Here is a 19,780-nt window from a genome sequence, read left to right on the forward strand (position 1 = left end):
TGCCCACACAGATTGTCTGATAAATTGTTAAAGAGCAGTGCCGCTTCGCTTTTCGCAGCGGCGCGGGGTGTGCATATTACGCTTTCCCGCTTCAGAGTCAAGCGTTTATTTTCGCTTTTCTCTGCTGGCGTTCATCGCTGAACTCCGCTAACCCGGCGGCGTGTGTGCCGTTGTTCCGTGTCAGTGGAGGCGCATTATAGGGAGTTATTCCGACGTGACAAGCACAAAATACAAAAAACTTATCGTTCGCTCACTTTTCAAGCTTAACGCTTATTTAAGTCGCGAATCGCCCGTTAAATGTGCGATTTCCCGGGCAAAACTAGCCACCTGCGACCAGTCGGTATAAACCACTTCTTTACGCGTATCGGTTTCACCTCCGGTCATCTTCATAATAAGACGGATCATAAAGCGGTCATACCAACGATAGCGAGGGTAGCGCAGCGCACCGGCAAAGACAGCGCAAAGGTCTGGCTGCCACGGCGAGCTGAGTAAAAACTTGCGCGTGTAGCTGTTAGTCTGCGGCGTACGCTTCTCTGCTTTACGTGCGACCAGATTTACCGAGTAAAACGCTCCGGGCAATTTCTTGAGCACCGCGGTGTGCTTTTTCACAAAGCGATCCAGCGCCGGATGGAAATGCCCGTAACGAATTGACGCGCCAATTACCACGCGATCGTAATCCTGCCAGGTTATCTGATCCGCACGGTTCAGGTTTACCACATCCGAATATATCCCCAGCTCTTTGAGTTCAGATGCCAGATACGCGGCAATCTCACGCGTTTGCCCGTCTCGCGTAGAGAAAAGAATGAGTGTTTTCATCAACGGCTCCTTACTCGCGCCAGAATGTAGGGGTGAAGAGCACCAGCAGCGTAAAGACCTCAAGGCGACCAAACAGCATATTGGCGATGAGGATCCATTTCGCGACGGGGTTCATACTCGCAAAGTTATCCGCCACAACCCCCAGGCCAGGCCCGAGGTTATTCAATGTTGCCACCACGGACGCAAAGGCGGAGAAATCATCCACACCCGTCGCGATAATCGCCAACATACTGACGATAAAGACCAGCGCATACGCCGAGAAGAATCCCCACACCGCTTCGAGGATACGTTCCGGCAGCGCGCGGTTCCCTAGCTTAATGCTGTAGACCGCGTTCGGGTGGACCAGACGCTTCAGCTCACGGTTGCCCTGCTTGAACAGAAGCAGAATACGAATCACCTTCAGGCCACCGCCCGTGGACCCCGCACAGCCCCCAATAAATGCAGAGCATAAAAGCAGCACCGGCAGGAACAGCGGCCAACGGGCGATACTGTCCGTGGTAAACCCGGCTGTCGTCGCCATCGATACCACCTGGAAGAACGCCTGATTTAGCGTGGTCAGCGCGGAGTTATAGACATCATGGAACCACAGCACCAGAGTACAGATGATCACCAGCGTAAGCTGGACCCCAATGAACATGCGGAACTCAGGGTCACGCCAGTACACCTTCAGGCTGCGCCCGCTCAGTAAAGAGAAGTGCAAACCGTAGTTACAGCCAGAGATCAGCAGGAAAATGGCAATGATAGTGTTAATCGTTGGGCTGTTGAAGTAGCCCACGCTGGCATCGTGGGTAGAGAACCCGCCAATGGCAATCGTCGCGAAACTGTGTCCAATGGCGTCGAAAGCAGGCATCCCGGCAAACCATAGCGCCAGCGCACAGGCTACCGTCAGCAAGACATAAATCAGCCACAGGGTTTTCGCCGTCTCGGCAATACGCGGGCGCATCTTGTTATCTTTCAGAGGCCCGGGCATTTCGGCGCGATAGAGCTGCATGCCACCAACGCCCAGAATAGGGAGAATAGCCACTGCAAGGACGATGATCCCCATACCGCCGAACCACTGCAGCATCTGGCGATAAAAGAGAATGGCGTGGGGTAGTGAATCCAGCCCGACCAGCGTCGTCGCCCCAGTGGTTGTTAAACCCGAGAACGATTCAAAAAAGGCATCCGTGATGCTCAGATTAGGCTGTTCAGAGAAGATAAAGGGCAGCGAACCGACGCTCCCCAGCACCGTCCAGAACAGGACCACAATCAAAAATCCTTCGCGAGATTTCAGTTCACCTTTCTGACGACGGTTTGGCCACCACAGCAGCGAGCCAATCGCCAGCGCGACAAAGAAGGTCTGGGTGAATGCCCGCCCCGCACCGTCCCGGTAGATAAGCGCCACCAGTCCTGGGAGAATCATCGTCCCGGAAAAGAGTATGACCAGCAGTCCAACGATTCGGGTTATGGCACGAAAATGCATCTCTGCCGCTTCCTTTGGTATTCAAAAGTGAGGTGGGGATTATTCTTCAATCGGCAGCAATTGCAACGAACCACGACTAAAATCAGCCAGTTTTGCTGAAAAAGCAGCCAGTTCCGCCTGAGGAAGCGCCACGCGTAATTGCACCATTGCCTGATATTCGCTGTGTGCGATGACACCGTTAAACTGCCGCAGCAGCGCTTCAATACCCGATAGCTGGGCGTAATCGCATAATAAAGTATATTCGGTAAGCGGCGTTTTGCGGGTAGTGACCAGCATATTAAGCGCCTGCTGCACGCCCCCGCCATAGGCTTTTACCAGCCCACCGGTGCCTAACAAAATGCCGCCGTAGTAGCGCACCACCACGGCGGTTATTTCGCCCACGCCGCTGCCCATCAGCTGCGAAAGCATAGGCTTACCGGCCGTGCCCGCCGGTTCACCGTCGTCGGAAAACCCCAGCTGTTGTGAATCGTCCGGCGGCCCTGCTACCCACGCCACGCAGTGGTGGCGGGCGTCAGGATGCTCAGCCCGAACGGACTCGACAAACGCCTTTGCCGCCTCTACGCCGTCGGTATGCGCCAGCAGCGTAATAAAGCGGCTTTTCTTGATTTCCTCAACAAAGGTGACCGGTTCAGCCGGTATCAGCCAGCTTTCCATCAGGCCAGCTTCAGGTCTCGCGTCATGTTCTCGATACCGTTTTCATGAACCACAACGTTATCTTCGATACGAATACCGCCAAACGGCTTCAGCGCGTCAATTTTTTCCCAGTTGAAGTGCTTGCTGAACTGGCCTTCACGCCACGGCGCCAGCAGGGATTCAATAAAGTAGATCCCCGGCTCAATCGTCAGCACCATACGCGGCTCCAGAATACGGGTGCAGCGCAGGTAAGGATATTTAGACGGTGCCGCCAGGTGCGTGCCGGTATCATCCTGCATAAAGCCCGCAACGTCGTGAACCTGCAGGCCCAGCGGGTGGCCGATACCGTGCGGCATGAATGGCCCGGTCAGATCGTTCTCAACCATCGCCTCTTCGCTCATGTCTTTCACAATCTGGTGCTTACGCAGCAGTTTAGCAATGCGCTGATGGAACTGAATGTGGTAATCCACATAGCTGGTTCCCGCCTTCATGGTGCCAATAAGCGCCAGCTGTTCATCGTTCACGTCTTTAATAAGCTGCGCGAAATCGGTATCCGCATTCGCCGCCCAGGTACGGGTCAGATCGGCCGCGTAGCCGTTATATTCTGCCCCTGCGTCCAGCAGGAAGCTGCGCATTTCCGACGGAACATGATGATCCAGTTTGGTGTAGTGGAGTACAGACGCGTGCTCATTCAGCGCGACGATGTTGCTGTACGGCACGTCGGTATCACGGTGGCCTGTCGCGGTCAGATAAGCCTGATTGATGTCGAACTCGCTCATACCCGACTGGAATGCTTCATGCGCCGCACGGTGTCCATTTACCGCCGTTTTTTGCGCTTCACGCATGCAGTAAAGTTCGTAGTCGGTTTTATAGGCTCGGTAATAGTGGAGGTAATCCAGCACCCCTTTCGGGTTGAGTTTGTCTGCCGCAATATCCAGGCCCAATGCACGCTCCGGAACAGGGCCAATATAGGCGATGTTGCCACGCGCTGCAGGCAGCTGGCTGCCAATGCCGTCCGCTTTTGGCAGCGCAATGACCTCAATTTCTTCCGTCCAGAAAGAGGTCGGCAGCGGCTCAACGTTGTGCCAGTAATCAACCGGCAGGTAGAACCACAGTTTCGGCTTGTTCACACCATCTACCAGCAGCCAGCAGTTGGGAACCTGCGTCACCGGCACCCAGGCCTTAAACTGTGGGTTCACCTTAAACGGATAAGCGTGGTCATCCAGAAAGGTATTCATCAGCTCGCCGGAGTGGATCAGCAGCGCATCCAGCTTAAAGCGGGCCAGTACATCGCGGGTACGTTCCTGTAGGGTAACGATATGATTTTTATAAAGCGAAGCCAGTGAGTCCATCATTATTCCTTTCGTTTTTTGACCTCAAGTCATCGCATCTTAGCACACCTCACTCCGGCTGCGTGATTTCCACCGACCGTGATCAATGCAGCATTTTCTTAATGAGTAATTTGCATTTTATTAACATAAATCCCACACTCCGATTCATCTGGTATGACCAGATCCAATTGCTGGATTCAGGAGACTGACATGCTCTACAAAGGCGACACCCTGTACCTCCACTGGCTGGAAGATGGCATTGCCGAACTGGTGTTCGATGCCCCCGGCTCAGTGAACAAACTTGATACCGCGACGGTGGCCAGTCTTGGCCAGGCGCTGGATGTTCTTGAAAAACAACCTGAATTAAAAGGGCTGCTGCTGCGTTCGAACAAAGCGGCCTTTATCGTCGGTGCCGATATCACCGAGTTCCTTTCGCTGTTCCTGGTTCCGGAAGAACAGCTGAGCCAGTGGCTGCACTTTGCCAACAGCGTCTTTAATCGTCTGGAAGATCTGCCTGTCCCGACCATTTCCGCCGTTAACGGTTATGCGCTGGGCGGTGGTTGCGAATGCGTGCTGGCGACCGACTACCGCCTGGCGACGCCGGACCTGCGCATCGGCCTGCCGGAAACCAAGCTGGGCATCATGCCGGGCTTTGGCGGCTCCGTGCGTATGCCGCGCATGCTGGGTGCCGACAGCGCCCTGGAGATCATTGCCGCAGGTAAAGATGTCGGCGCCGAACAGGCGCAGAAAATTGGCCTGGTCGACGGCGTTGTAAAACCTGAGAAGCTGGTTGAAGGCGCACTCGCCATTCTGCGTCAGGCAATCAACGGCGATCTCGACTGGAAAGCCAAACGCCAGCCGAAGCTGGAACCGTTAAAACTCAGCAAGATTGAAGCCACCATGAGCTTCACCATCGCCAAAGGCATGGTGATGCAGACGGCGGGTAAACACTACCCGGCGCCGATCACGGCGGTGAAAACCATTGAAGCTGCTGCCCGCCTTGGTCGCGATGAAGCGCTGAAGCTCGAAAATCAGAGCTTTGTCCCGCTGGCGCACACCAATGAAGCCCGCGCGCTGGTCGGTATCTTCCTCAACGATCAGTTCGTAAAAGGGAAAGCCAAACAGCTGACTAAAAACGTTGAGACGCCAAAACATGCGGCGGTACTCGGCGCGGGGATTATGGGTGGCGGCATCGCTTACCAGTCGGCCTGGAAAGGCGTGCCGGTAGTGATGAAAGACATCAGCGAAAAATCCCTGACGCTGGGCATGACCGAAGCGGCCAAGCTGCTGAACAAACAGCTTGAGCGCGGCAAAATTGACGGGCTGAAGCTCGCAGGCGTGATCTCCACCATCCAGCCCGTGCTGGAATACAGCGGTTTTGATCGTGTCGACGTGGTGGTCGAAGCCGTCGTCGAGAACCCGAAGGTCAAAAAAGCGGTGCTGGCGGAAACGGAAGACAAGGTTCGCCCGGATACCGTGCTGGCCTCTAACACCTCCACCATTCCAATCAGTGAACTGGCGAGCGTGCTGAAGCGTCCGGAAAACTTCTGCGGTATGCACTTCTTCAACCCGGTACATCGTATGCCGCTGGTCGAAGTGATCCGAGGGGAAAAAACCTCTGACGAAACCATCGCTAAAGTGGTGGCATGGGCGAGCAAGATGGGCAAAACGCCGATCGTTGTTAACGACTGCCCGGGCTTCTTCGTCAACCGCGTGCTGTTCCCTTACTTCGCCGGATTCAGCCAGCTGCTGCGCGACGGCGCGGACTTCCGCAAAATCGACAAAGTGATGGAAAAGCAGTTCGGCTGGCCGATGGGCCCGGCGTATCTGCTGGACGTTGTAGGCATTGATACCGCCCACCACGCCCAGGCGGTGATGGCGGCAGGCTTCCCGCAGCGCATGCAGAAAGACTATCGCGACGCCATTGACGCGCTGTTCGACGCTAACCGCTTCGGCCAGAAAAACGGTCTGGGCTTCTGGCGCTATAAAGAAGACAGCAAAGGCAAACCGAAGAAAGAAGAAGACGCGGCGGTGGATAGCCTGCTGGCCGACGTTAGCCAGCCAAAACGCGACTTCACCGACGATGAGATCATCGCCCGCATGATGATCCCGATGATCAACGAAGTGGTGCGCTGCCTCGAAGAAGGCATCATCGCCAGCCCGGCAGAAGCCGACATGGCGCTGGTTTACGGCCTGGGCTTCCCTCCGTTCCACGGCGGCGCGTTCCGCTGGCTGGACACTCTCGGCAGCGCCCGCTATCTCGATATGGCTCAGCAGTATCAGCACCTCGGCCCGCTTTATGAGGTGCCGGAAGGTCTGCGTAGCAAAGCGCGCCATAACGAACCCTACTATCCCGCAGTTGAGCCAGCCCGTCCGGTTGGCGAGCTGAAAACGGCTTAAGGAGTCACAATGGAAAAGGTTGTCATTGTTGATGCAATTCGCACCCCGATGGGCCGTTCAAAAGGCGGCGCGTTCCGTAACGTGCGTGCGGAAGACCTCTCTGCGCACCTGATGCGTAGCCTGCTGGCGCGTAACCCGGCGCTGGATCCGGCTGCGCTGGACGATATCTACTGGGGCTGCGTGCAGCAGACCCTGGAGCAGGGCTTCAACATCGCCCGCAACGCGTCGCTGCTGGCGGAGATCCCACATTCGGTTCCGGCCGTCACCGTCAACCGCCTGTGCGGTTCATCAATGCAGGCGCTGCACGACGCGGCACGCATGATCATGACCGGTGATGCGCAGGCCTGCCTGGTGGGCGGCGTCGAGCACATGGGGCACGTGCCGATGAGCCACGGGGTCGATTTCCACCCGGGGATGAGCCGCAACGTGGCGAAAGCCGCGGGGATGATGGGTCTCACCGCCGAGATGCTCTCCCGCCTGCACGGCATCAGCCGCGAAATGCAGGATGCCTTTGCCGCGCGCTCTCACGCTCGCGCATGGGCCGCCACGCAGTCCGGCGCCTTTAAGAATGAGATCATCCCGACCGGCGGCCACGATGCAGACGGCGTTCTGAAGCAGTTCAGCTACGACGAAGTCATCCGCCCGGAAACCACCGTCGAAGCGCTTTCTACGCTGCGTCCGGCGTTTGACCCGGTCACCGGTACGGTCACAGCAGGGACCTCGTCGGCGCTGTCAGACGGTGCCGCCGCGATGCTGGTGATGAGCGAAAGCCGCGCCCGCGAGCTAGGATTAACGCCTCGCGCTCGGGTACGCTCGATGGCGGTCGTGGGCTGCGATCCGTCGATCATGGGCTACGGCCCGGTTCCGGCTTCAAAGCTGGCGCTGAAAAAAGCGGGATTAACCGCCAGCGACATCGACCTGTTTGAGATGAACGAAGCGTTCGCCGCGCAGATCCTGCCGTGCATTAAGGATCTGGGGCTGATGGAGCAGATCGACGAGAAGATTAACCTCAACGGCGGCGCGATCGCCCTCGGTCACCCGCTGGGCTGCTCCGGGGCGCGTATCAGCACGACGCTGATCAACCTGATGGAACGCAAAGATGCCCAGTTTGGTCTGGCAACGATGTGTATTGGGCTGGGTCAGGGTATCGCGACGGTGTTTGAGAGAGTGTGATAAAAAACCGGGTCGCAAATGCGACCCGGCAGAAGTTTAGTTGCCGTTCTTCCCGCCTGTCAGGGGCGGGCTTTTTACTTAAATGAAGGCAAACGCATCGCCAAACAGGCGGTCTTCACGCGCGTCACGTTCGTTACAGAACAGATCGCGGGCGATTTTCGCCATCTCAAAACGGCCAGCGATATAAATATCGTGCCCTGCCAGCGTGCCGTGATCCTGCAGCACCGCCGTCAGCACCGTCCCGCTACGCCCGCGCCAGCCCTCTTCCGGCTGCTCAACCACCGGCTCAATCCGCAGGTTAGGATGGGTTACGCTCAGCGCTTCCAGTTCAGACAGGTCATACAGGTGTTTCTCTTCACGGCCACCCCAGTAGATCGTGATATCACGGTCCGGGTTACGCGCCAGGGCGGTTAACAGAATGGAGCGCACATAGGAGAAGCCTGTACCACCGGCAATCAGGATCAGCGGACGGTCTTCGTCATCGCGCAGCCACGCATCGCCGTGCGGAATATCCACCACGATTTCACGTTCCTTCAGGATCCGATCCATCACCGCCATTGCATACAGGTTAAGCTCTGACGCACCAATATGAAGCTCAATAAATTCCTGCTCCGCTGGCGTGGAGGCCATGGAGAAAGGACGCTTATCACGCTCATCCATCACAACCATCAGGTACTGACCCGCGCGGAAAGAGAATGGCGCTTCTGGCACTAAACGGACGCGATATACGGTGTCGGTGATGGCATCTACCGAGGTCACTTTACAGCTTAAGGTTGTCATTCGCTCTCTCTGTCGGGAAGTCTATAGGGCTTAACGGTCAGCTCAGGGTTTACCGTTATTCATTATGGCCAGCTCGTCCCAGATCGCGTCAATGCGCGCGGTCACAGCAGGATCTTTTTTGATCGGGCGACCCCATTCACGGTCGGTTTCGCCAGGCCATTTATTTGTGGCATCCAGTCCCATCTTTGAGCCAAGACCGGAAACCGGCGAGGCAAAATCCAGATAATCAATCGGCGTGTTTTCGACTAACACCGTATCGCGCGCCGGGTCCATTCGCGTGGTAATGGCCCAGATTACGTCATTCCAGTCGCGGGCGTTAACGTCATCATCGCAGACAATAACAAATTTGGTATACATAAACTGGCGCAGGAAAGACCACACGCCCATCATTACGCGTTTAGCATGACCAGGATACTGCTTCTTCATCGTGACCACCGCCATGCGATAGGAGCATCCTTCAGGCGGCAGATAAAAATCAACAATTTCCGGGAACTGCTTTTGCAGAATCGGCACAAACACTTCGTTCAGCGCCACGCCCAGTACCGCGGGTTCATCCGGTGGACGCCCGGTATACGTGGAGTGATAAATCGCATCTTCACGCTGCGTAATGTGCGTCACGGTAAACACCGGGAAGTTATCCACTTCGTTGTAATAGCCGGTGTGGTCGCCGTAAGGGCCTTCTGGCGCCATTTCACCCTGCTCAATGTAACCTTCCAGCACAATTTCTGCACTGGCCGGGACTTCGAGATCGTTAGAGATACACTTCACAACTTCCGTTTTCGTCCCGCGCAGCAGGCCTGCAAAGGCATATTCAGAGAGCGTATCCGGCACGGGCGTGACGGCTCCCAGAATGGTGGCCGGATCGGCGCCCAGGGCGACAGATACCGGGAAACGTTCACCCGGACGCGCAGCACACCACTCCTGTAAATCCAGCGCGCCGCCGCGATGCGACAGCCAGCGCATGATGAGCTTATTCTTGCCAATCAACTGCTGGCGGTAAATACCAAGATTCTGGCGCTCTTTGTGCGGGCCGCGCGTGACGGTCAGTCCCCAGGTGATCAGCGGCGCGGCATCTTCCGGCCAGCACTGCATGATAGGGATTTTAGTCAAATCAACCGCATCGCCTTCCAGCACCTTCTGCTGGCACGGCGCGCCGCGCAGGCGTTTGGTGGGCATGTTCAGCACCTGCTTAAACTGCGGCAGTTTGTCGAACAGATCGCGGAAGCCTTTCGGCGGCTCCGGCTCTTTCAGGAAGGCCAGCAGCTTACCGACTTCACGCAGCGCCGTGACGTCTTCCTGCCCCATCCCCAGTGCGACGCGACGCGGCGTACCAAACAGGTTGCACAGAACCGGCATTGAGTAACCTTTTGGATTTTCAAACAGTAACGCGGGGCCACCGGCACGCAGGGTGCGGTCAGCAATTTCTGTCATCTCCAGATAAGGATCAACAGGAAGTGTAATACGCTTGAGTTCACCCTGCTTTTCCAGCAGCGTCAGGAAGTCGCGGAGATCGTGGTATTTCATGCAGTTAATCATGGCCTCTCTGTAAGCGCTTCATTATACGGCGTAAGCCTGCTTGATGCTGTAATTTTGTTAAATTAGCGTGAAGTTATGCGTTCTGTCCCATTTTCGCCCATTATAATCAACTTAGCGATCCCGCCAGGGTTTTGATATGCTTGCGCCCCGAACTAAGGGAAAGAGTGATTATGCAGGCCTGGTATTTACTGTATTGCAAACGCGGGCAACTTCAGCGCGCGCAGGAACATCTTGAACGTCAGTCTGTAAATTGCCTGACGCCCGTGATCACGCTTGAAAAAATGCAGCGCGGGAAGCGCACAACCGTCAGCGAGCCGTTGTTCCCGAACTACCTCTTCGTGGAATTCGACCCGGAAGTCATCCACACCACCACCATCAGCGCAACGCGCGGCGTCAGCCACTTCGTTCGTTTTGGTGCCCACCCGGCAACGGTTCCGTCAACGGTCATTCATCAGCTGTCGATTTACCAACAGCCCGAAGGTCTCACCGACCCCGAAACCCCCTATACGGGCGATAGCGTCGTGATTACCGAAGGGGCTTTCGAAGGCCTGCAGGCGATTTTTGCCGAGCCGGACGGGGAAGCGCGCTCTATGCTGTTGCTTAATCTGCTGAACAAGCAGGTGCTGCAGAGCGTTAAAAACACCGACTTCCGTAAACTTTAAACATTTATCCCGAACAGCTTACGCACGTTGTCATCCGTCTGTGCCGAAAGCCAGTGCGGATCGTCTCCGCGCCGCTTCGCGACGCTCTCAATAATGTGCCCCAGATAAGCGGGCTCATTTCGTCGCGATGCCGGTTTGGGTTTCATATCGCGCGGCAGCAGATAAGGTGCGTCCGTTTCAAGGAGCAACCGGTCAGCCGGGATCGCTGGCAACAGCTCCCGAAGCTCAAGCCCGCGGCGCTCATCGCAAACCCAGCCGGTAATCCCCAGATAAAGCCCACGCTCCAGGCATTCCAGCGCCTCCTGCCGTGAGCCGGTGAAGCAGTGCAGCACCGCGCCGGGCAGTTTATCGAGCCACGGATCAAGCAGAGTCAGAAAACGCTCATGCGCGTCGCGGCAGTGCATAAATACGGGCATTTCAAGCTCTGCCGCTAGCGCAAGCTGGGCAGTGAATGCCTTTTCCTGCTCTTCAGGCGTGGAAAAGTTACGGTTGAAATCGAGGCCGCACTCGCCAATCGCCACCACTTCTGGTGTCTTTGCCAGCCTGCGTAGGGTGTCGCCACTTTGCGCGGTCCACTGGCTGCTGTCGTGAGGATGCACGCCAGCAGTAGACCAACAGCGATCGTATCGTTGCGCCAGCTGCTGGGCCTGCTCGCTCTCATGCAGGTTGGTGCCCGTCAGCAGCAGCCCTTTCACCCCGGCGGCAAACGCACGCGCAACCACCTCATCACGATCTTTCGCAAACTGCGAGCTGGTCAGGTTGAGTCCGATATCAAACATGCAAATCCCCATATAACAACCGCCCTCACGGGCGGCTGGTTTTACTCTTCAGTGGTCTTGTCGGACGTATCGTCTTCGTCATCCACTCGACGTCCTTTACCCACGTAGAAACGCGAGAAGAAAACGCCGACCTCAAACAGACAGTACATCGGTATGGCCAGCAGCGTCTGCGAGAACACATCCGGCGGCGTTAGCAGCATGCCGACCACGAAGGCGCCCACCAGAATATACGGACGCTTCTTACGCAGGTCATCCGGAGTCGTAACCCCTACCCAGCAAAGCAGTACAATGGCCACCGGCACTTCGAATGCCACGCCAAACGCCATAAACAGCGCCATCACAAAGCTGAGGTAGCTGGCAATATCCGTCGACACCTGGACCCCTTCCGGCGCGGTATGCGTCAGGAAGCCGAAGGCCAGCGGGAAGACAACGAAATAGGCAAACGCCATGCCGATATAGAACAGCAGCGAGCTGGACACCAGCAGCGGGATAACCAGCTTGCGTTCGTGTTTATACAGCGCGGGCGCCACAAACGCCCATACCTGGTAAAGAATGACGGGCGCAGAGGCTATCAACGACACCCAGAAGGTCAGCTTGATGGGGGTAAAGAACGGAGAAGCCACATCCGTCGCAATCATCGTTGCGCCCAGCGGCATCTGCTTAATTAATGGTGCAGAGACAACCTGGTAGATATCGTTGGCGAAATAAACCAGGCATAGAAAAATAACGAAAACTGCAATAATACAGTTTAACAGGCGCTTACGCAGCTCTATGAGGTGCGTAATCAGCGGTTGAGTATCATCTACTGCCATGTTTACGCTTTATCACTCGACGAGGGGGATGATTCGGAAACGGACGCAGCGGGCTTTACTTCCGCCGTTTTAGTTACCGGTTCTTCCGGCTGCGCCTGTTTTTTCACTTCGGTTTCCTGCGGCGTCTGTTCTGGCGCAGCAGCCTGATGTTCAGCGCTGGCAGGCGTTACGCCCTCGCGCTGCTCTTCGCTGCCCTTCACCACCGGGTTATGGATGGTGTTCGCTTCATCGCTCGCTTTTTCAGGATCGTTGACGCTGTAAGAGCGCTTCATGGATTCCGCCGCTTCACGCAGTTCATCCATTGAGGCTTTCAGTTCCGGCGTCAGATTATCCATGCTCGCCTTCTCGACCTTTTTGAGGCTTTCCTGAAATTCCTGCAGCTTAAGCTCCTGCGCCAGCTCATTCTGAACGGTCGATGCCAGCGATCTCATCGCACGCACCCAGCCCGCAACGGTTTTCACCGCCACCGGCAGACGCTGCGGCCCCAGCACGATCAGGCCAATCACAAAGACCAGCAGCAGCTCACCAAAACCAATGTCAAACACGACTTATACCTGCTCTTTATCGTGGCGTTTGGCGTCTTCCTTTTTGGCTTCTTCTTGCTTGTCGGAGATGGATTTAGCAGTAAAGTCAGCGTCCTGGCTGGTTTTATCCTGCTTGCTCTCATCATCGCTCATCGCTTTCTTAAAGCCTTTGATAGACGCGCCCAGATCGGAACCAATAGAACCGAGCTTTTTGGTGCCAAACAGCAGCACGACGATGACGGCAATGATCAACAATTGCCAGATACTGATACCACCCATACATGTTCCTCAGGGATAGATGATTAATGAGTCAGGTCGCATTATACGTATGCGACCCATCGATGGCGACGCAAACTCAGCGCGTTTTTCGCCATCCGGCAAGCCAGACTACCACCCCGCCAGCCATCAGCCAGGCTGGCATCATCTGCCAGTCCGGACGGTTGATCAGCAGCAGCGTACCGCTCAACAGCAGCGTTGCGCCAATCCCAAAGAGATAGCGGGACTGTCCCTGGCGAACACGGCTGGACTGAAGCTCGCGGGCGATTTTATCCATGCTGTGCTGAAGGTTCTTGCTCTGACGCAAACTGTCATAAACCAGTTCGGGAATTTCAGGCATTTTTTCTATCCAGAACGGGCCCTTCTCTTTCAGCGAGCGCACCAGCGCCGGAATGCCAACCTGATCCTTAATCCAGGATTCAAGGAAAGGTTTCGCAGTCTTCCACAAGTCTAACTGAGGATAGAGCTGTCGGCCTACACCCTCAACGTAAAGTAATGTTTTCTGAAGTAAAACTAGCTGTGGCTGAACTTCCATATTAAACCGGCGAGCCGTGTTGAACAGGTTCAACAGTACGTGCCCAAAGGAGATTTCCGCCAGTGGTTTTTCAAAAATCGGTTCACAAACGGTCCGGATCGCAAACTCGAACTCTTCGACGTTAGTGTCCGGCGGAACCCAGCCGGAATCGACGTGCAGCTCGGCCACCTTACGGTAGTCGCGGTTGAAGAACGCGATGAAGTTCTCAGCCAGATACCGTTTATCTTCTTTGTTCAGCGACCCCACAATCCCGCAGTCGATACCGATATATTTCGGGTCCTCAGGGTGTTCGTAGCTCACAAAGATATTGCCCGGATGCATGTCCGCATGGAAAAAGCTGTCGCGGAATACCTGGGTAAAGAAGACCTGTACGCCACGTTCGGCCAGGAGCTTCATGTTTGTTCCCTGCTTCTCCAGGGCTACGACATCCGAAACCGGAATACCGTAGATACGCTCCATCACCATCATGTTCTGGCTGCAGTAGTCAGAATAGACTTCAGGTACATAGAGCATCGGGCTGTTTTCAAAGTTACGGCGCAGCTGAATGGCATTTGCCGATTCGCGCAGCAGGTTAAGCTCATCAATCAGCGTTTTTTCATATTCCCGCACCACTTCCAGTGGACGAAGGCGACGCCCGTCCGGCAGCAAGCGTGGCACCCAGCGCGCCAGACGATAAATCAGCTTCATGTCCGCTTTGATGACTGGCAGGATGTCCGGACGAATAACTTTGATAACGACTTCTTTGCCGTTTTCTTTCAAACGCGCGGTGTGCACCTGCGCGATAGAGGCCGACGCCAGCGGCTGAATATCGAAATCGTCAAACCAGGTCTCGACGGGTACATTTCCCATCGCCTCTTCAATTTGCTTTTTCGCGCGCGCGCCGTCAAAGGGTGCGACGCGGTCCTGAAGCATTGCGAGCTCATCGGCAATGAGAGGCGGGAAGAGGTCGCGGCGGGTCGAAAGCATCTGCCCGAATTTAATCCATACCGGACCGAGTTCCTGCAGCGCCAGGCGCAGACGCTCACCCAGCGGTTGACCTTTGTGGCGATTGGGCATCCAGAACAGCATCCGCCGCCAGATGCGAAGCGGCAGCGTGATGCGCATTTTGGGAATAAGCTCGTCGAGCCCGTAGCTCAAAAAGGTGCGAATAATAAAATAGAGGCGCCGAATTTCACCAGGCGTCATTTGCCCTCCAGTTTTTCCAGCCGTTTGGTAAACGCATCAACCGCGCGTTCAACAGCAGCGGTTTCTTCCGCAAACCATGCAACTTCCAGTGGCCCGGGCGCCATTCGCCACTCCTCAGTCATCACTTCCGCCACATAGCGTTGTTGGCGCTGGAGGCTTTTACGCGCAAAGGAGGCGCCACCATGAAGGACTTTCCCGATGCCTTCGGCAGCAATGTCGCCGATAAAAGGCGCGAGCAGCTCTGCCGGATCGAACTCCGCCAGATCGGTGAGAGCAACGAAGTTCTGCACGACCTGAATGTCGCCTTCCACCTCCAGCTCACCGCTGCGGATAAGCGCCGTTAATTGCTGGCGATCGCGCAGTTTTGGCAGCACGCTCATGTGCGTGATGACCGAGCAGTCAGCTTCACCTTCCCACGCCCCCAGAACGTCAAGCTGGCGTTCGCTGAATACCAGCACAAGCGGCGTCGAGAACTCTTTTAAAACAATACGTAATATCTTCCCGTTTAGCCGCTGACGCGCTGCTTTCAGCGCCGGAGCACGATAGAGAAAGGCATTCAGTACGTTTTCGATACCTGCGGTGACTAAGGGCTTAAAGGGCACGGGACACCTCCACTCAGAACTTGTAACCGCGATGCAGCGCGACGACACCCGCCGTCAGGTTGAAATATTCAACGTTCTCAAATTCTGCATCCTGCATCATGGCTTTTAATGTGTCCTGATCCGGGTGCATACGGATAGATTCCGCCAGATAGCGGTAGCTTTCAGCGTCGTTAGCCACCAGCTCACCGATGCGCGGCAGCACGTGGAAGGAATAGGCGTCGTAAGCTTTGCTCAGCGGCTCAATAATCGGTTTGGAGAATTCAAGCACCAGCAGGCGTCCACCCGGCTTCAGCACGCGGTACATGGAGCGCAGCGCTTTTTCTTTATCGGTCACGTTACGCAGACCGAAGGAGATAGTGATGCAGTCAAAGGTATTGTCCGGGAACGGCAGCGCTTCGGCGTTTGCCTGCACATATTCAACATTCCCCACCACACCGATGTTACGCAGCTTTTCGCGTCCCATTTTCAGCATGGAGTCATTAATATCGGCGAGAACAACGCGACCGGTTTCACCCACCAGACGAGAGAATTTCGCGGTTAAATCGCCCGTACCGCCAGCTAAATCCAGCACCGTTTGTCCGCGACGCACGCCGCTACAGTCAATGGTGAAGCGCTTCCACAAGCGATGAATGCCGAACGACATCAGGTCATTCATCACATCGTACTTCGCCGCCACGGAATGAAATACGTGGGCCACCATGTCAGCTTTCTGCGCTTTGGCGACAGTCTGAAAGCCAAAGTGCGTTGTGTCTTGTGAATCGTCAGCCATCTTAGAGCCTGCTTATCAGTAAAATGTTCGTGAAGTGTATCAGATTGGGCGCGTTTGCCCTACGTTTCAACCACCGCGAAAAAAACGCGCTGGAATCTCGTCTGGTGATGAATCCGCCGCTAACGTGTTGTCTTCACTGTTTGTCTTTTGTTCGTTCGCCCCTTCTCGCAGGCGAAACTCGTCGTCCTGGGCGGTGGCCTGCTCGACCAATTCCGGATTAATCTCGCGTTTAACTTCTACTCCCAGACTGCGGAATGATTCAGCCTGCGCCAGCAGATTGCCACGTCCGGAGGCGAGTTTTTTCATCGCCTGGCGATAGTTATCCTGCGCACGATCCAGGCTTTGCCCGACTGAAGACATGTCGTCCACAAAGAGGCGCATTTTGTCGTACAGCTTGCTGGCACGATCGGCAATCTGCTGCGCGTTGCGACTCTGGTGCTCATAGCGCCACAGGTTCGCAATGGTGCGTAACGCCACCAGCAGCGTGGTGGGGCTGACCAACATAATATTATTTTTGAGCGCTTCGGTTATAAGCTCAGGCTGCCTGTCGAGTGCCAGCAGAAACGCGGGCTCTACCGGAATAAACATCAGGACATAGTCCAGCGAGCGCAGACCCGGCAGCTGCTGGTAGTCTTTTCTGCCGAGCAGGCGAATATGATTACGTACGGAGGCAATGTGCTCCTGCAGAGCTGACTCGCGCGTGTAGTCATCGTCCGCATTAAAGTAACGTTCATACGCCACCAGCGTCATTTTAGCGTCAATCACCACATCTTTGCCCTGCGGCAGCCGCACGATCACATCCGGCTGCATTCGTGAGCGGGCGTCGTTTTCGATACTCACCTGCGTTTCGTATTCATATCCTTCCCGCAGACCAGAAGCTTCCAGTACGCGGGTCAGCACCACCTCACCCCAGTTGCCCTGGGTTTTGTTGTCCCCTTTGAGCGCTCGGGTGAGGTTGACCGCTTCTTGTGCCATCTGGGCATTCAGCTGCTGAAGATTACGAATCTCATGAGCCAGGGTGTGCCGCTCACGGGCTTCCTGACCAAAACTGTCCTGCACCTGACGACGAAAACCGTCCAGCTGCTCGCGCAGAGGCGTCAGCAGACTGTTCAGGCTCTGGCGGTTTTGTTCGTCAACGCGGCGGTTGCTGTGCTCAAAAATGCGGTTCGCGAGATTCTCAAACTGTTCGCTGAGACGCTGCTCGCTGTTGATCATCTGGCGGATTTTGTCTTCCGCATGCAGTTGGGTGGATTCAAGGCGGGTGGTCACTTCGCGGAGATCGGCCTCCAGTGACGTGTTGATATCACGCAGGTTGCGCAGCTCGTTGTTGAGCAACTCACACTCATCGCGCCAGTGTTCGCTCAGCGCAAGCTGCTGTTTTATAGCGCTTAAATCAGCGACCATCTCTTCTCGCTCAGCCAGCTGGTCGGCCTTCTGCTGCGCATGCTGGTAGCTGGAAATCAGCCAGCCAATCCCTAAGCTCACCAACGCAATCACCGCGTAAATCAGGATTGAGATATCCACAATGCCCCCTGCATCAACGTATTACCCGCACAAAATAGAATTGTGCTGTATAAACGTCCAGTTTGAAAGGGTTTTCCTGCGAGGCGCTACGCAAAAAATAAAGGCCGAACGTGTCGGCCTTTGATTTAAGAAGAGAGGACTAGATCAGGCGACGCGCTGCTTCCACCACGATTTTCACTGCATGACTTTCGGTCTGCTTCATGGTTTCGGCGTTCGGGATCTCCTGCTGGGTACGGTTGACGATAACGCCCGCCACCATACCGGCACGCAGACCCTGGCTTGCGCACATGGTCAGCAGCGTTGCGGATTCCATTTCGTAGTTCATCACACCCATGGACTGCCACTCTTCCATTGAGCCTTTGAAACGGCTAACCACGCGGCCTGAGAAGGTATCGTAACGCTCCTGGCCCGGGTAGAAGGTGTCGGAAGACGCGGTTACGCCCACGTGAGTGGTTGCGCCTACGGATTTCGCAGCTTCAACCAGCGCGGTGGTACATTCGAAATCAGCCACTGCCGGGAATTCCATTGGTGCAAAATGCAGGCTTGCGCCGTCCAGACGGACGGACGCGGTCGTGACCAGAACGTCGCCGACGTTGATATGCGGCTGAATAGCGCCGGTCGTACCGATACGCAGGAAAGTGCGGATGCCCAGCTGCGCCAGCTCTTCAACAGCAATAGACGTAGACGGACCACCGATACCGGTAGAGCACACGATCACCGCTTTGCCATCCAGCTCTGCGCGCCAGGTGGTGAACTCACGATGGGCAGCCAGCTTGACCGGCTTATCCATCAGCGCGGCGATCTTTTCCACACGCTCCGGATCGCCAGGGACGATGGCGAGCGTAGCCCCTTGTAAATCGTTTTTAGTGAGGCCGAGATGAAAAACATCAGACTTAGACATAGGTGACTCCTCTGTGGGTCGGTTAGTCAGAAGAAGTAAAACGGTACTTTACAGAAGCAGTAAGCATATTTTCGTGACGAACCTCACCATGAATGAAAATGGTTACATTGAATTTCCATAAAAAAGTGATTTACATCACATTAACAAGTTATATCGCCAGGTGCTGCACAAAAGATAGACCGTTTAAGGCACTGTGAGTTGTTAACCTGGTGTCTATATTTACCTTTGCGCTAACTCATTGGTACGGAGAATGCCATGACTGAAAAAACCGGTTTTGCACCTGCTGCGGCCCCACATGCTTCAACCATCGTGTCGACTCCAGAAGCGGCAATTACCGCGGGCGAGACCTCTATTCCCTCGCAGGGGGAGAATATGCCTGCTTATCACGCCCGACCAAAATCGGCAGAGGGTCCGCTACCCATCGTGATTGTGATTCAGGAAATATTTGGTGTTCACGAACACATTCGCGACCTCTGCCGCCGGCTGGCGCTGGAAGGGTATCTGGCCGTTGCGCCAGAGCTCTACTTCCGTCAGGGCAATCCGAACGACTACAGTGATATTCCAACATTGCTCAGCAACCTGGTCAGCAAAGTCCCGGACGCGCAGGTGCTGGCCGATCTCGATCATGTCGCCAGCTGGGCGGCGCGCAACGGCGGCGATCCGCATCGTCTGCTGGTCACCGGTTTCTGCTGGGGCGGTCGCATTAGCTGGCTGTATGCCGCGCATAACCCGCAGCTCAAAGCTGCTGTCGCCTGGTACGGCAAACTGGTGGGTGAAAAAACGCTGAATTCGCCTAAACATCCCGTCGATATCGCCACCGAGTTAAATGCCCCCGTGTTAGGGCTTTATGGCGGTCAGGACACCGGTATTTCGCTGGATTCGGTAGAAACCATGCGCCATGCGCTGCGTGCGGCCAATGCGAAGGCGGAGATTGTGGTGTACCCGGATGCCGGGCATGCGTTTAACGCCGATTATCGTCCGAGCTATCACGCGGAATCAGCCAAAGATGGCTGGCAGAGAATGCTGGCGTGGTTTAGCCAGTACGGCGGTAAGAAAGCGTAATAACAATAAGCCCGGAGG

The 19,780-nt window shown here is 55.6% G+C and carries 19 protein-coding genes; 4 read left to right on the top strand and 15 right to left on the bottom strand.

The window, feature by feature from the left end:
• Nucleotides 1-270 precede the first annotated feature (270 nt).
• The 4 genes from hemG to pepQ are packed head-to-tail and all read right to left on the bottom strand — an operon-like array spanning nucleotide 271 to nucleotide 4,263.
• Nucleotides 271-816, bottom strand: coding sequence for a menaquinone-dependent protoporphyrinogen IX dehydrogenase (gene hemG, locus USH94_RS19575; RefSeq protein WP_111963553.1), 546 nt, complete (start codon nucleotides 814-816; stop codon nucleotides 271-273).
• Nucleotides 817-826: 10 nt separating this feature from the next.
• Nucleotides 827-2,278, bottom strand: coding sequence for a Trk system potassium transporter TrkH (trkH, locus tag USH94_RS19580; RefSeq protein WP_111963552.1), 1,452 nt, complete (start codon nucleotides 2,276-2,278; stop codon nucleotides 827-829).
• 39 nt (nucleotides 2,279-2,317) lie between these two features.
• Entirely contained in the window at nucleotides 2,318-2,932 is a 615-nt protein-coding gene (locus tag USH94_RS19585) for an IMPACT family protein (RefSeq protein WP_024908007.1), read from the bottom strand.
• Entirely contained in the window at nucleotides 2,932-4,263 is a 1,332-nt protein-coding gene (pepQ, locus tag USH94_RS19590; protein WP_111963551.1) for a Xaa-Pro dipeptidase, read from the bottom strand. The genes USH94_RS19585 and pepQ overlap by 1 nt, the downstream gene beginning before the upstream one ends.
• Nucleotides 4,264-4,452: 189 nt before the next feature.
• Between pepQ and fadB the strand changes: the two genes are divergently transcribed.
• Complete coding sequence (gene fadB, locus USH94_RS19595; RefSeq protein WP_111963550.1) at nucleotides 4,453-6,642, top strand: fatty acid oxidation complex subunit alpha FadB; 2,190 nt, start codon at nucleotides 4,453-4,455, stop codon at nucleotides 6,640-6,642.
• A 9-nt stretch (nucleotides 6,643-6,651) separates the two neighbouring features.
• Nucleotides 6,652-7,815 carry an acetyl-CoA C-acyltransferase FadA gene (fadA, locus tag USH94_RS19600; RefSeq protein ID WP_008501515.1) on the top strand — a complete coding sequence of 388 codons (1,164 nt, stop codon included), beginning with the start codon at nucleotides 6,652-6,654 and terminating at the stop codon, nucleotides 7,813-7,815.
• A gap of 78 nt (nucleotides 7,816-7,893) precedes the next feature.
• Here fadA and fre read toward each other — a convergent pair whose 3' ends face one another.
• Both fre and ubiD read right to left on the bottom strand, forming a co-directional pair.
• Nucleotides 7,894-8,595 carry an NAD(P)H-flavin reductase gene (gene fre, locus USH94_RS19605; protein WP_008501516.1) on the bottom strand — a complete coding sequence of 234 codons (702 nt, stop codon included), beginning with the start codon at nucleotides 8,593-8,595 and terminating at the stop codon, nucleotides 7,894-7,896.
• Between the two features lie 42 nt (nucleotides 8,596-8,637).
• On the bottom strand, nucleotides 8,638-10,131 hold the full coding sequence (ubiD, locus tag USH94_RS19610) for a 4-hydroxy-3-polyprenylbenzoate decarboxylase (RefSeq protein WP_111963549.1): 1,494 nt from the start codon (nucleotides 10,129-10,131) through the stop codon (nucleotides 8,638-8,640).
• 170 nt (nucleotides 10,132-10,301) lie between these two features.
• On the opposite strand from ubiD, the gene rfaH reads away from it, so the two are divergent.
• Nucleotides 10,302-10,793 carry a transcription/translation regulatory transformer protein RfaH gene (gene rfaH, locus USH94_RS19615; RefSeq protein WP_111963548.1) on the top strand — a complete coding sequence of 164 codons (492 nt, stop codon included), beginning with the start codon at nucleotides 10,302-10,304 and terminating at the stop codon, nucleotides 10,791-10,793.
• Here rfaH and tatD read toward each other — a convergent pair.
• From tatD to udp, 9 genes are all read right to left on the bottom strand, one after another.
• A complete protein-coding gene (gene tatD, locus USH94_RS19620; protein WP_111963547.1) occupies nucleotides 10,790-11,572 on the bottom strand; it encodes a 3'-5' ssDNA/RNA exonuclease TatD in 783 nt (260 codons plus the stop codon). The genes rfaH and tatD overlap by 4 nt on opposite strands.
• Nucleotides 11,573-11,613: 41 nt before the next feature.
• The gene (tatC, locus tag USH94_RS19625) at nucleotides 11,614-12,384 is read right to left on the bottom strand and encodes a Sec-independent protein translocase subunit TatC (protein ID WP_111963546.1); all 771 of its coding nucleotides are present in this window, start codon (nucleotides 12,382-12,384) and stop codon (nucleotides 11,614-11,616) included.
• A gap of 2 nt (nucleotides 12,385-12,386) precedes the next feature.
• Nucleotides 12,387-12,929: a Sec-independent protein translocase protein TatB gene (tatB, locus tag USH94_RS19630; RefSeq protein WP_111963545.1), complete on the bottom strand. Its 543-nt coding sequence runs from the start codon at nucleotides 12,927-12,929 to the stop codon at nucleotides 12,387-12,389.
• A 3-nt stretch (nucleotides 12,930-12,932) separates the two neighbouring features.
• The gene (tatA, locus tag USH94_RS19635; RefSeq protein WP_020882874.1) at nucleotides 12,933-13,187 is read right to left on the bottom strand and encodes a Sec-independent protein translocase subunit TatA; all 255 of its coding nucleotides are present in this window, start codon (nucleotides 13,185-13,187) and stop codon (nucleotides 12,933-12,935) included.
• Between the two features lie 76 nt (nucleotides 13,188-13,263).
• Nucleotides 13,264-14,904 (bottom strand): ubiquinone biosynthesis regulatory protein kinase UbiB, encoded by a 1,641-nt coding sequence (ubiB, locus tag USH94_RS19640; protein ID WP_111963544.1) that lies wholly within the window; start codon nucleotides 14,902-14,904, stop codon nucleotides 13,264-13,266.
• The gene (gene ubiJ, locus USH94_RS19645; RefSeq protein ID WP_111963543.1) at nucleotides 14,901-15,506 is read right to left on the bottom strand and encodes a ubiquinone biosynthesis protein UbiJ; all 606 of its coding nucleotides are present in this window, start codon (nucleotides 15,504-15,506) and stop codon (nucleotides 14,901-14,903) included. The genes ubiB and ubiJ overlap by 4 nt, the downstream gene beginning before the upstream one ends.
• A 13-nt stretch (nucleotides 15,507-15,519) precedes the next feature.
• Entirely contained in the window at nucleotides 15,520-16,275 is a 756-nt protein-coding gene (ubiE, locus tag USH94_RS19650) for a bifunctional demethylmenaquinone methyltransferase/2-methoxy-6-polyprenyl-1,4-benzoquinol methylase UbiE (protein WP_023309612.1), read from the bottom strand.
• Between the two features lie 66 nt (nucleotides 16,276-16,341).
• The gene (rmuC, locus tag USH94_RS19655; protein ID WP_111963542.1) at nucleotides 16,342-17,799 is read right to left on the bottom strand and encodes a DNA recombination protein RmuC; all 1,458 of its coding nucleotides are present in this window, start codon (nucleotides 17,797-17,799) and stop codon (nucleotides 16,342-16,344) included.
• Nucleotides 17,800-17,938: 139 nt separating this feature from the next.
• Nucleotides 17,939-18,700: a uridine phosphorylase gene (udp, locus tag USH94_RS19660; protein ID WP_003860792.1), complete on the bottom strand. Its 762-nt coding sequence runs from the start codon at nucleotides 18,698-18,700 to the stop codon at nucleotides 17,939-17,941.
• Nucleotides 18,701-18,955: 255 nt separating this feature from the next.
• On the opposite strand from udp, the gene USH94_RS19665 reads away from it, so the two are divergent.
• The gene (locus USH94_RS19665; RefSeq protein WP_111963541.1) at nucleotides 18,956-19,762 is read left to right on the top strand and encodes a dienelactone hydrolase family protein; all 807 of its coding nucleotides are present in this window, start codon (nucleotides 18,956-18,958) and stop codon (nucleotides 19,760-19,762) included.
• The last annotated feature ends 18 nt before the right edge of the window (nucleotides 19,763-19,780 follow it).

Source organism: Enterobacter sp. 148H3 (genome assembly GCF_034107425.1).
In the GTDB taxonomy this organism is placed as follows: Bacteria; Pseudomonadota; Gammaproteobacteria; order Enterobacterales; family Enterobacteriaceae; genus Enterobacter; species Enterobacter vonholyi.

Coding starts and splice junctions, on each gene's coding strand:
- hemG (WP_111963553.1), bottom strand. CDS start 816: ATGAAAACACTCATTCTTTTCTCTACGCGAGACGGGCAAACGCGTGAG.
- trkH (WP_111963552.1), bottom strand. CDS start 2,278: ATGCATTTTCGTGCCATAACCCGAATCGTTGGACTGCTGGTCATACTC.
- USH94_RS19585 (WP_024908007.1), bottom strand. CDS start 2,932: ATGGAAAGCTGGCTGATACCGGCTGAACCGGTCACCTTTGTTGAGGAA.
- pepQ (WP_111963551.1), bottom strand. CDS start 4,263: ATGGACTCACTGGCTTCGCTTTATAAAAATCATATCGTTACCCTACAG.
- fadB (WP_111963550.1), top strand. CDS start 4,453: ATGCTCTACAAAGGCGACACCCTGTACCTCCACTGGCTGGAAGATGGC.
- fadA (WP_008501515.1), top strand. CDS start 6,652: ATGGAAAAGGTTGTCATTGTTGATGCAATTCGCACCCCGATGGGCCGT.
- fre (WP_008501516.1), bottom strand. CDS start 8,595: ATGACAACCTTAAGCTGTAAAGTGACCTCGGTAGATGCCATCACCGAC.
- ubiD (WP_111963549.1), bottom strand. CDS start 10,131: ATGATTAACTGCATGAAATACCACGATCTCCGCGACTTCCTGACGCTG.
- rfaH (WP_111963548.1), top strand. CDS start 10,302: ATGCAGGCCTGGTATTTACTGTATTGCAAACGCGGGCAACTTCAGCGC.
- tatD (WP_111963547.1), bottom strand. CDS start 11,572: ATGTTTGATATCGGACTCAACCTGACCAGCTCGCAGTTTGCGAAAGAT.
- tatC (WP_111963546.1), bottom strand. CDS start 12,384: ATGGCAGTAGATGATACTCAACCGCTGATTACGCACCTCATAGAGCTG.
- tatA (WP_020882874.1), bottom strand. CDS start 13,187: ATGGGTGGTATCAGTATCTGGCAATTGTTGATCATTGCCGTCATCGTC.
- ubiB (WP_111963544.1), bottom strand. CDS start 14,904: ATGACGCCTGGTGAAATTCGGCGCCTCTATTTTATTATTCGCACCTTT.
- ubiE (WP_023309612.1), bottom strand. CDS start 16,275: ATGGCTGACGATTCACAAGACACAACGCACTTTGGCTTTCAGACTGTC.
- udp (WP_003860792.1), bottom strand. CDS start 18,700: ATGTCTAAGTCTGATGTTTTTCATCTCGGCCTCACTAAAAACGATTTA.
- USH94_RS19665 (WP_111963541.1), top strand. CDS start 18,956: ATGACTGAAAAAACCGGTTTTGCACCTGCTGCGGCCCCACATGCTTCA.